Source organism: Flavobacterium johnsoniae (assembly GCF_001879205.1).
Taxonomy (GTDB): domain Bacteria; phylum Bacteroidota; class Bacteroidia; order Flavobacteriales; family Flavobacteriaceae; genus Flavobacterium; species Flavobacterium johnsoniae_A.
The window spans coordinates 188,682-200,800 of sequence record NZ_MLFK01000007.1; the positions used below are offsets into that span (position 1 = coordinate 188,682).

Sequence of the window (12,119 nt, forward strand, 5' to 3'; positions counted from 1 at the left end):
TATTTAATATAGTTTCAAATGAAAAAAATAATACTCTTTATAAATTTCCTCTTTTATTTATCGGTTTCGGCCCAGCAAGATCCGGAATACACGCATTATATGTACAATATGAGCGTGATCAATCCGGCGTATGCAACAGGAGTTCCGGCTATGATGAATTTTGGAGGATTGTATAGAACACAATGGGTGGGTGCAGTTGGTGCTCCAAAAACATTTACCTTTTTTGGACACAGCGCCATAACTGAAAAAATAGAAGTTGGTTTGTCATTTATTTCAGATGATATTGGAGACGGCGCCAAAAAAGAAAATAATGTTTATGCTGATTTTGCATACGTCCTGAAATTAGGCGGACAAAACAAACTTTCGCTGGGGCTTAAAGCCGGATTCTCTTCTATTCAAAGCAATTTTAACGGATTTCGTTTTACAGATCCTCAAACTGATTTTGCTTTCGCAGAAAATATAAACGCTACAAAACCAAACATTGGGGTTGGTGCCTATTATTTTAGAGACAATCTATACGTTGGATTATCGGTTCCTAATTTATTGAAATCAAAATATGTTGAAGAAAAATCAGGCATAAACGCCTTCGGATCTGAAGAAATACATACTTTTTTAACTGCAGGTTATGTTTTTCAGCTTAATGATATGTGGAAGTTAAAGCCTGCATTTATGTCAAAATTTGTAAAAGGCGCACCTATAACTTTAGACATTACTGCGAATGTTTTGTTTAACGAGAAATTTGAATTCGGCGCTGCATACAGAATTGATGATTCGGTAAGTGCTTTATGTAATATCAACATTACGCCATCGCTTAGAGTAGGTTATGCTTATGATTACACACTTACTAATTTCGGTCAGTTTAATTCTGGGACACACGAAATTATGCTGCTTTTTGATTTGGATTTATTAGGAAAAGGATATGATAAATCACCTAGATTCTTTTAAAATGAAAAATATGAAAAAACTACTCGTTATTATATTCGTATTTTCAATACAGTTTATAAATGCCCAAAATCAGGACTTGTCAAGAGCTAAGAAATTTTTTGACAGAACCTATTACAGCGAAGCCATTGTTTTATACGAAAGGCTCGCCGAAGAAAAACCTTCGCAGGAAGTAATTAAAAACTTAGCCGATTCTTATTTCTATACCAACAATTTAGTCAAAGCACAGCGCTATTATCGTCTTTTGGTAAAAAGCTACAATAATAATTTAGACAGAGAATACTATTTTAGATACGCCCAGACTTTAAAAGCAACCAATAGTTATGATGATGCAAATGAAGTTTTAAAAGAATATTATGCAAAATCAACCAATCCTGAGGATATTTCTAATTTTGAAAAAGACCTTAAAACTTTAGAAAATGTTTCGGCAATTGGAAAAAGATTTGAAATTAAAAACCTGTCCATAAATACGCCAAATTCTGAATTTGGAGCCGTTGAATATAAAGGCAATCTTGTATTTGCAGGCGTTAAACTAAAACCGGGAATATTCGATAAAAAGTTCAAATGGGATAACGAAACCTATTTAAATTTAGTTGAAATTCCACTGCAAAACATCAATACGGCAGATTCTACGGTACATTATTTTGCCAAAGAATTAAAAACCGGAATGCACGAATCCAATGCCATTTTTACAAAAGACGGCAAAACAATGTATTTTACCCGAAACAATTCTAAAAACGGAAAGAAAAAGAAAGACGATAAGAAAGTTTCGAACCTGCAGATTTTTAAAGCTGAACTGATTGACGGAAAATGGACCAATATTACATCGCTTCCTTTCAATAGTCCTAATTATTCTGTTGAGCATCCAGCATTAAGTGCCGATGAAAAAGTATTGTATTTTGCATCGGATATGCCGGGATCATTAGGGTCATTTGATATTTATTCTGTTAATGTAAACAAAGGCGCATTTGATACGCCAAAGAATTTAGGGCCTCAAATCAATACCAATAAAAGAGAGCAATTTCCTTTCGCTTCCGCAGATAATAAGCTTTACTTTTCATCAGATGGGCATTTAGGTTACGGATCTCTTGATGTTTTTGTTTCTGAAATAAACGGAAATGAATATTCAAAACCTGTAAATATCGGATTGCCGTTAAATTCAAATTTAGATGATTTTGCCTTCAATATTAATTCCGAAACCAAACAAGGTTATTTTGCATCGAATAGAGAAGGAGGAAAGGGAAGTGATGATATTTATCAATTTAAAGAAATCAAAGACTTAATTGTAGAAGACTGTAAGCAGTTTATCGCCGGAATAATTACAGATATTGATACCAAACTTGCGCTAGAAAATGCAACCGTAATTTTACAGGACTCAGAAAATAAAACGCTGAATACCATTACCACTTCTGCCGATGGAAAATTTAGTTTTACAGCTGCCTGCGAAGCTTCTTATAAAGTTTCGGCTTTCAAGGAAAAATACACCAACGAGTCTGTAACATTGACTTTGGATAAAATCCGAGACAAAGTGAACGATGCTTCATTGGCATTAAAATCTTTAGAGGCAATCAAACTCGAAGAAAAAGAAAATGCCGAAAAGAAAAGAAAACAGGAGCTTATTATAGAAGAAGAAAACAAGAAAAAAACAGAACTTGCCGCAATCGCATTAAAACAAAAAGAGAAAAAAGAAAAAGAAGCAGCTATTGTCGCCGCTGAAGTTAAAAAGAATGAAAAAGTAAAAGAAATTCTCGAAAAGGAAAAAGATGTCGTACGGGATAAAGATCGTTTAATCATCAAAACAGATCCTATTTATTTTGACTACAATTTGTGGTACATTCGTAAAGAATCTAAAGTTATTTTAGGCCGTGTTGTGGAGTTAATGAAGAAATATCCGGGCATGGTTATCGAAATTGGGTCGCATACTGATTCGCGAGGAAACGAAAAATTCAATGCCGATTTATCTCAAAAAAGAGCCAATTCTACCCGAGAATTTATCATTCAATCCGGCATCGATGCCAAACGTGTTTCAGCAAAAGGTTACGGAGAATCGGTGCCCATTATAAAATGCAAACCTGATGAAGCCTGCTCCGAAGAAGAACACGAATTAAACAGAAGATCTGAATTTGTAATTAAGAATTTGTAATTTTTATAGGTACAGAAGAATATAAAAAGAAACATTTTTATAACAGATAGTTTTCTATGTGTTTTAATTAAACCTAGTTATAGAACAGTATATAAGCCCGACAGGTTCCAAAACCCTGTTGGGTTTTGTTTTTTATGGAAAATTTTGAAAAACGCTTTCTGTTGATTTCTTTTTTATTTAATTTTATAGAATAACCTTGAACAAAACATTGAAATATGAAAAATCTAATTTTACCGTGTCTGCTTGTAATCTGTATAGGATTCCAAAGTTGTAAAAATGAAGAAAAACAAAAAGAAGCCGAAGCAGCAAAAGCGGAAGGGGAAAAAATTGTAAGTACGGACTGCTATAAAGCCATATACGAACAGGATACTATAGACTTAAAATTGAATACTTTAAAAAACGGAAAATTAACCGGCGATATGGTCATGAAAGTCGCTCCTTCGACAGTAAGAACGGGTGAAGTTGCAGGTGAGTTTCATGGTGATACCTTATTTATAGCTTATACCTTTAAGGATTCAGCAAATAAAGATAAAATTTTCAAAAATCCGATGGCACTTTTAAAACGTGATAAACAGCTTATATTAGGAAACGGAACTATGCAGACTACAATGGGAGTAACATATTTGGTTAAAGACAAACCTATCGATTTCGACCGTGTAAAATATAAATTTGATGGCGCGGAGTGTGCTGAGAAAACAGAAAAGTAGCCAATCTTGTCATTTATCCCTTCATCGAAATGACAAAATCATCAAAACGTGACTTTAAATGATTATAAAAAAAGCCGTTCCTTATTAAAGAAACGGCTTTTACTATTTTTTAGATTTATTTTTTTTACAAAACTTCTCCCTTAATTTTAAGGGCAACTCGGCCGTCAGGATAATTTACGGCATTTGTTTCAACAGTAATTGTTTTACGAATTGGTCCGGCAGCCATATTATATTTTACATCTATTTTACCTTTTTTACCTGGCATTACAGCTGCTGCGGGTTTAGTAACAACTATTGAACTAACTGTCGATTCAGCACCAATAATCAATAACGGAGCATCGCCTGTGTTAGTAAACTCAAAGGAGCGTACTCCATTGTCAGTCTTTGAAATTTTACCATAATCAATGGTATTGTCCGGGGCTGCAAATTCAATTTTTGGGCCGTTTTGTGCATAACCTATTGCGCTAAACAATATGACTGCAATAAAAGAGGCTGCATTTTTCATTTTGAAATTGTTTTTAAGTTGTAAGTAAATATACATTGTTTTAATTAACACACAAATTATTAATTCGTTTTTTATAGTCTACTTAATTATTTACTTTTGCTGTCAGTTATAATTACAAAAATTGAACCAATTTTGTGTTTAATTGTTTAATCGTTAATTCGTTTAGTCGAATGATGATTAAAAAAAGAGTCAAAAGAATATAGGACGACTAAACAATTAAGCAGATAAACAATTAAAACTGATTGAACGGTTAAACAAATAAACGATTAAACATATATAAATGACAATTCCAGCACAATTTGACGCTAAGACGATTGAGAACAAATGGTATGAGTATTGGATGAAAAACAACTATTTTCATTCAGAGCCAGATCATAGAACGCCGTATACTATTGTAATTCCGCCTCCAAACGTCACTGGTGTCTTGCATATGGGACATATGTTGAATAATACTATTCAGGATGTTTTAATTCGTAGAGCCCGTCTTAAAGGATTCAACGCTTGTTGGGTACCAGGAACGGATCATGCCTCTATTGCTACCGAAGCAAAAGTTGTGGCTAAACTAAAAGCAGAAGGAATCAATAAAAATGATTTAACACGCGAAGAATTTCTTGCACATGCTTGGGAATGGACACACAAATATGGCGGAACAATACTTGAACAGCTTAAGAAATTAGGTGCTTCATGCGATTGGGAACGTACCAAATTTACGATGGATCCGGACATGTCGGCAGCTGTAATTAAATCATTTGTAGATTTATACAACAAAGGATTAATCTACAGAGGTTACCGTATGGTTAACTGGGATCCGGAAGCTAAAACAACTTTGTCTGACGAAGAAGTTATTTACGAAGAACAACAAGGAAAATTATTTTTCTTAAAATATAAAATTGAAGGTTCAGAAGATTTCCTGACCATTGCAACAACTCGTCCTGAAACTATTTTTGGAGATACGGCAATTTGTATCAATCCGAATGATGAGCGTTTTATACACTTAAAAGGTAAAAAAGCAATCGTTCCAATATGTGGCAGAGTAATCCCGATTATCGAAGATGAATATGTAGATGTAGAATTCGGAACGGGATGTTTAAAAGTAACTCCTGCGCACGATATGAACGATAAAACGCTGGGTGAAAAACATAATCTTGAAATCGTTGATATTTTTAATGAAGATGCTACATTAAACAGCTTCGGATTACATTATCAGGGAAAAGACCGTTTTGTGGTTCGTACCGAAATTGCAAAAGAATTAGAAGAAATTGGAGCTTTAGCAAAAACTGAAATCCACTTAAATAAAGTAGGAACATCAGAAAGAACGAAAGCAGTAATCGAACCAAGATTATCTGACCAATGGTTCCTGAAAATGGAAGAATTGGTAAAACCGGCAATCAAATCAGTTTTAGAAACTGGAGATATTAAATTACATCCAAAACGTTTCGAGAATACTTATGCGCATTGGTTAAACAATATTCGCGATTGGAACATTTCCCGCCAATTATGGTGGGGACACAGAATTCCTGCGTTTTATTATGGAGACGGAAAAGAAGATTTTGTTGTAGCTGAAAACATCGAAGATGCGTTAAAGTTAGCACAAGAAAGAACATCTAACAATTCACTTACAACATCTGACTTAAGACAAGATGTTGATGCATTAGATACATGGTTTTCTGCATGGTTATGGCCAATGTCCGTTTTTGATGGAGTAGTTAATCCGGAAAATGAGGATTTTAAGTACTATTATCCAACAAACGACTTGGTTACAGGTCCGGATATCTTGTTTTTCTGGGTTGCGAGAATGATTATTGCTGGTTATGAATATGCAGGTGAAAAACCATTTACCAATGTATACTTAACAGGTTTAGTTCGTGATAAACAACGCCGTAAAATGTCTAAATCATTAGGGAATTCTCCTGATCCTTTAGATTTGATCGATAAATTTGGTGCCGATGGGGTTCGTGTAGGATTGCTTTTAAGTGCTTCTGCCGGAAATGATATTATGTTTGATGAAGAATTATGTCTGCAGGGGAAATCATTCTCTACCAAAATTTGGAATGCTTTCAAATTAATTAAAGGATGGGAAGTTTCTGAAACTATTTCGCAGCCGGAATCATCAAAAGTGGCGATCGAATGGTACGAAGCAAAATTGCAGCAGACATTAGTTGATATTGAAGATAATTTTGAAAAATACAGAATTTCAGATTCATTAATGGCTATTTATAAACTGGTTTGGGATGATTTCTGTTCTTGGTTCTTAGAAATGATTAAACCGGCGTACCAACAGCCAATTGATAAAGCAACGTTTGATAAAGCAATTGAATTATTAGAAAGCAATTTAAAATTACTTCATCCGTTTATGCCATTCTTAACAGAAGAAATTTGGCAGTTAATTGCAGAAAGAACTCCGGAGGAAGCTTTAATTGTATCGACTTGGCCGGAATTGAAACCATTTAATGCTGATCTAATTGCAGATTTTGATAATATTACGGAAGTAATTTCAGGAATTAGAACGATTAGAAAAGGGAAAAATATCGCCATGAAAGATGCTATCGAATTAAAAGCCATTAACAGCGAGAACCTGACGACTTATTTTGATTCGATTATAACGAAATTAGGGAATGTTTCTGCTTTTGAATATGTTAGTGCAAAAGTGGACGGTGCGTTGTCTTTCCGTGTAAAATCAAATGAATATTTTATTCCGATTACCGGAAATATTGATGTTGAAGCCGAAATTGCAAAATTGACAGAAGAATTGAATTACACAAAAGGATTCCTGAAATCTGTAGAAACAAAACTTTCAAACGAGAAATTCGTAAACGGAGCTCCGGAAAAAGTTTTAAACATAGAAAAACAAAAACAAGCGGATGCTTTAGCAAAAATTGCTACAATCGAGCAGAGTTTAGCTGGGTTGAAATAAGAATAATGATTAAATATCTTTATAATAAAAAAAGCTGTCCATTGGACAGCTTTTTTTGTTTTGTCATTATGAGGAACGAGGACAAGAGAATACTAGTTTTTCTTCTTCAAAACCAAAAACAAAGGATATGAAACAGCTGTAATTCCAACGATGATAATAAAACTTTTGGGGTCGCTGTAAATAAAACCAATCAGTAAAGCGATAGAAGCTGTAATAGCAATTATCGTTGTCCACGGATACCAAAAGGAACGATAAGGTCTTGGTAAATCTGGTTCTTTTGTTCTTAGTTTTAAAAGTGAAAAATAAGCCAGTCCCCAAACAATTATGGAGATAAAAGCTGCGAAAGAAAACAATACTTCAAACGAGCCAATGCAAATTAAAAACAGGCTGAAAAGAGACGAAACCAATAGCGCCACAATTGGTGTTCCTCCTTTATTGACTTGTGTTCCTTTTTCGATAAAAAATCCGTCACGGCTTAATCCGTAAAGAATTCTTGGCGGAATCATCATAAAAGCATTCAGAATACTGATTAAAGAAAAAATTGAAATTACGGTAACGATTATGGCACCGTTTTTTCCAAAAAGAATTTTAGCTACATCGGCAGCAGCGAGATTCGATTTGGCTAAAGTTTCAATAGGCAGAACATGAAAGAAAGCGACATTTACCAAAACATAAATAGCAACAACCAGCAAAACACCGCTGTATAAAGATTTCGGAATATTTTTACTTGGATCATCATTTTCCTCGGCAAAAAAACAAACACTGTTCCAGCCGTTGTATGTTCCTATAATGAGTTGTAATGATTTAAAAAATCCAAAAATAAGCCCAACCTGAAAGAAGGAACTATCGGTTTTAATTGCCGGAACTTCAACGCCGGTATACATAAAGCAAGCTGTAACTAAAGCCACAAAACAAATTACTTTTAACAAACTGGTTATCTGCTGAATGGTGCTTCCGTTTTTTAGCCCGCTTAAGTGAATTAACAAAACCGGCTAATAATGAAATTGCCATTATCGTTGAATAATTCGACAAAGCCGGAAACAGAATAATAATGTATTCACTAATTACAATGCAATAAAATGCAGGCGGAATAACATTAGTAATATAATCAAACCATCCGGAAAGAAATCCGGCGTATTCGCCAAAAGCTCTTTTTATGTAATTATATGATCCTCCGGCTTTTGGTAACATTGTAGCAAGTTCTGCATATGAATTAGCACCCAGCAAAACATACAAACCGCCAAAAAGCCACGAGGCAATTATTAGCCAGTAATTGTTAAGCATTTCTGCTATATCTCCGGGAGTTCTTAAAATACCAACCCCAATGGTTCCTCCAATTAACACGGCAATATTAAAACTTAGGCCTAAACTTTTCTTTAATTGGTTTTTTGTAGAATCTGACATATTGGTTTTAAGTTTTAAATGGTATTTGCAGACAAAAGTACTTATAAATTGAGATACATTTTTAACAAAATAAAAAACCTCAACTGTTTTAAGATGAGGTTTAAATTTTCCGAAAACATTTTTATTTCTGCTGATCAGAAAACATTCCGAAAGTAAAAATCTAATTCAAAATTTTAGAATTTATAACGTAAACTTGTCATTACCTGACGAGGTGCAATTGGGTTAACACTGTAATTTTCGTGAACTGTATAATTCAACTCGTTTGTAATATTGGATAATTTGCAAAGAATCGAAATTTTTCTCCAGGTATATCCGGCCGAAACGTCGATTGTTGTGTAAGCTTCTAATGGAATATCACGATCTCTAATAGTTACTATATAAGCAGGATCTGGTTTAGGGTTTGCAGGTGTAGGTTTAACAGCTGTCCATAAATAATCGTCATTCCATCCGCCTAAACGGTTTCCAATATAATTTCCAATTGCTCCAACCGAAACACCTTTAAAGAATCCTTCTGGTACCGTGTAAAAGAAACTTAGATTAGCCGTAGTTGCAGGAGTTCTTGCTACACGGTCGCCTGTTACAAAACTTCCGCTAGTTCCAGATGTATTGGTATAGCGCATATCATTGTAGCTGTAACCTCCAATAATACTTAAGCCTTCAACAGGTCTTGCAGTAATATCAATTTCAACTCCTTTACTTTTTGTTCCGCCTCCTAAAGTTTTTTTAGTTGTATCTGTATTAAGAGATCCATCAGGATTTAGTTCAGCAGTTTGTGCTAAGTTGCTATTTGTAATTTGATATACTGTTATGTTTGTACTTAAAGCACCATTCCAGAAATCTTTTTTAATTCCGGCTTCATATTGATCTATAATTGAAGCTTCTAGTGGTTTTAAATCAACTGTTGTTCCTGTATTTGGTGAAAATGAACTAGAGTAACTAGCAAATAATGACATGTTTTTTAAAGGCTGATATACCAATCCAACTTTTGGAGAAAATGCATTATCTAAACGTTTTGGAGTAATAGTTGGAACAGCGTCTTCTGGCGCAACAGTTTGTTTTGATCCTACAAGTGTTTCTTTATATGTGCTTACTTCAGCTTCCTGCCAGGACCAGCGAAGACCAGCTAATACTTTAAATTTATCTGTAATAGAAATTAAATCCTGAAAGTAAACCCCAAAACGATTTGTTTCTGTTTTTGCTATTTGAGTTGCTCTGTCAGTAGTTGGGATGTCCGTTCTTTGCTTGCTCGGGTCAAAAGTGAATAAGTTTATGTTGTCATAAAGAGTTGGGCCGTAAACTGGCTGCCCGTCTTTTACACCTGTTTGAACATATTTTTCATCAAAGGTATACGTATAAGCCGTTGCAAAAGAGTTTTCCCAGTCTGCACCTGTAAAGATTTGGTGTTTTACAGATCCTGTATTGAAGTTCCCTTGTAAACTCAATTGATCTCCATATATCTGTTCTAAGTTTTTATTCTTAGATAAAGCTCTGTTCCAGTCACCAGGAGTGGCATACGTTTCTAATCCTGATAATTGTGCAGTAGAATAACTTCCTCTGTTATAGGTTTGGAAAGAAGAATTAAAATTTAATTTCCAGTTTCTGTTAAAATCGTGATTTACTAATACCGATGCACTTGCTGATTTTGTATTACCATTTGACCAAAGCGATCCGTAAAAAGCATTACGAGGTAAATCTAAAATTTGTTTTCCAATAATTCCGGTTCCAAAATCTGGAGTCCAGTCGGCAGTTAAATAATCTCCCTGTATTGTAATTTGTGTTTTTTGGCTTACATCAAAAAGAAACGATGGGTTGACGTATAAACGTTCGTTTTTTACCACATCTCTAAAACTTTCTGAGTTTTCGTAAGAACCATTAATTCTAAAAGCGATCGATTTGCTTAATGGACCGTAAAAATCGATAGATGGTTTATAGTAGGCAAAACTTCCCATTTGCATAGATATTTCGCCTCCTCTTTTAAACTGAGGTGTTTTTGTAACCAGATTTAAGATTCCTCCCGGAGCTACATTTCCAAACATTAAAGCCGATCCTCCTTTCAGAAATTCAACTTTATCTAAACCTGAGACATCGGGAATAGAACCTGCATTGTAGCGAAAACCGTTTTTAAACATATTGTTTGCAGACATGTCATATCCTCTTGAGAAAAAAGATTCCTGAGCACCTCCTCTGGCAGAACCAACATAAACACCATTTGCGTTTTTTAGTACTTCACTTAATCTAATGGCTTGCTGCTGTTCGATAACTTCAGAACCAATAACTTGAATAGCCTGTGGATTATCCATTGGTTTTAATCCGGAACGAACTGCGGTTACAGGTTTAGGTTCTTTGCCTTTAGTAACAATTACTTCGTTTAAAGTTTCTCCTTTTTTACCTTTTACGGTATCAGTCGCTGTACCATTGTATTCTGTACTGGCATAATTTTGACTGTAAGATGCAAAGCTTATTAAAGATAATAATAATAGTAAATGATGTCTCATGTTGTTTATTTAGATTCAATAAAAATTATCGAGTGCAAATATAGAGACACAAATAGCTTAACAAAAAATTATGAATGGCTTTTCTTTCTTAAAGTTTAATTAGTTTTATCTTAAGATTGTCTTAAGATGTAGGTTTTGTTGTTTTAATTTTTTATAAAAAGAGTAGAGCCAAAAAAACCTTGCTCATAAGAACAAGGTTTAATTGAAAATTAAATCTAAAAAACAGATTTTGAAAATTATTTAACTGTAATTAAGTATGTAGCCATTTTCCAGATTTCATCATATTTTTTACCGTTGTGATCTCCCGCAGCTTTGTCAGTATGAGCATATTCTACCATATAATTTCCAGACCAGATTGGGGTAAAAGAAAATTCTCCTTTGTCGTTTGTCCATAATTCTTTTTCCCATCCATTTGGAGCTATTACCTTAATTTTTGCTTCTTTAGCGATCGCTCCGTCATAAGAAGCAACTCCAGTAATTTTGGCATCTTTTTTTGCAGTATCTGCATTTTCTGAGAACACAGCAATTTTATTTGTGTTGGATGCAATAGTGTTTCCTTCAGCTTTACTGCCAACTACTACATTTGCACTCGAATTATAATCTAGTTTCATTGTTCCGTAAACATCTTTTACCGTATGCTGCATTACAATAGTGTAAACACCGTCTTCGGTTGGAGTAAAAAATGCCTGGTATTTATTATCCAAAGCTTTTGAAGTAAGTTTAGTTTCTTTTTTTGAAGGAGAAATTACGATTAAAGTGAAATCTTTTAAATCAGAAAACCATTTGTCAGCTTTTGTAATGTCGTTATCAGAGAATTCTCCAAAGTAAACAGAAATTTCCTGAGCTTTTCCTTTTGTTCCAGTAGCTTTAGTTTCGATCCAAAGGGCGTGAGCAAAAAGCTGAGGTGCTGCAAAAAGCATTAAAAAAGCAAATGTTATTAACTTAAAAGTTTTTGATTTCATGATATATGATTTAAAATTAATATTAAAAAAAGCCGTGTAATTACTCG

The 12,119-nt window shown here is 34.2% G+C and carries 9 protein-coding genes; 4 read left to right on the plus strand and 5 right to left on the minus strand.

What is annotated here, in order from left to right; all coding sequences use genetic code 11:
• The first annotated feature begins 18 nt into the window (after positions 1-18).
• The 3 genes from BKM63_RS12395 (at position 19) to BKM63_RS12405 (ending at position 3,792) form a co-directional block, all read left to right on the plus strand.
• Positions 19-945, plus strand: coding sequence for a PorP/SprF family type IX secretion system membrane protein (locus BKM63_RS12395; RefSeq protein ID WP_071636895.1), 927 nt, complete (start codon positions 19-21; stop codon positions 943-945).
• A gap of 10 nt (positions 946-955) precedes the next feature.
• Positions 956-3,085, plus strand: coding sequence for an OmpA family protein (locus tag BKM63_RS12400; protein ID WP_071637354.1), 2,130 nt, complete (start codon positions 956-958; stop codon positions 3,083-3,085).
• Between the two features lie 215 nt (positions 3,086-3,300).
• Entirely contained in the window at positions 3,301-3,792 is a 492-nt protein-coding gene (locus BKM63_RS12405; RefSeq protein WP_071636896.1) for a hypothetical protein, read from the plus strand.
• 124 nt (positions 3,793-3,916) lie between these two features.
• Here the strand turns inward: BKM63_RS12405 and BKM63_RS12410 are convergent, their stop codons facing one another.
• Positions 3,917-4,297, minus strand: a complete 381-nt coding sequence (locus BKM63_RS12410; protein WP_071637355.1) for a DUF1573 domain-containing protein — start codon at positions 4,295-4,297, stop codon at positions 3,917-3,919.
• Positions 4,298-4,577: 280 nt separating this feature from the next.
• Here BKM63_RS12410 and BKM63_RS12415 point away from each other — a divergent pair, with 280 nt between their 5' ends.
• Positions 4,578-7,211: a valine--tRNA ligase gene (locus BKM63_RS12415; protein ID WP_071636897.1), complete on the plus strand. Its 2,634-nt coding sequence runs from the start codon at positions 4,578-4,580 to the stop codon at positions 7,209-7,211.
• A 92-nt stretch (positions 7,212-7,303) separates the two neighbouring features.
• Here BKM63_RS12415 and BKM63_RS23890 read toward each other — a convergent pair whose 3' ends face one another.
• From BKM63_RS23890 to BKM63_RS12430, 4 genes are all read right to left on the minus strand, one after another.
• Entirely contained in the window at positions 7,304-8,197 is an 894-nt protein-coding gene (locus BKM63_RS23890) for an APC family permease (protein WP_347511956.1), read from the minus strand.
• On the minus strand, positions 8,079-8,615 hold the full coding sequence (locus BKM63_RS23895) for an APC family permease (RefSeq protein ID WP_242661138.1): 537 nt from the start codon (positions 8,613-8,615) through the stop codon (positions 8,079-8,081). The genes BKM63_RS23890 and BKM63_RS23895 overlap by 119 nt, the downstream gene beginning before the upstream one ends.
• Before the next feature lie 173 nt (positions 8,616-8,788).
• Positions 8,789-11,110 (minus strand): TonB-dependent siderophore receptor, encoded by a 2,322-nt coding sequence (locus BKM63_RS12425; RefSeq protein ID WP_071636898.1) that lies wholly within the window; start codon positions 11,108-11,110, stop codon positions 8,789-8,791.
• A 236-nt stretch (positions 11,111-11,346) separates the two neighbouring features.
• Complete coding sequence (locus BKM63_RS12430; RefSeq protein ID WP_071636899.1) at positions 11,347-12,072, minus strand: DUF4198 domain-containing protein; 726 nt, start codon at positions 12,070-12,072, stop codon at positions 11,347-11,349.
• Positions 12,073-12,119: the final 47 nt, after the last annotated feature.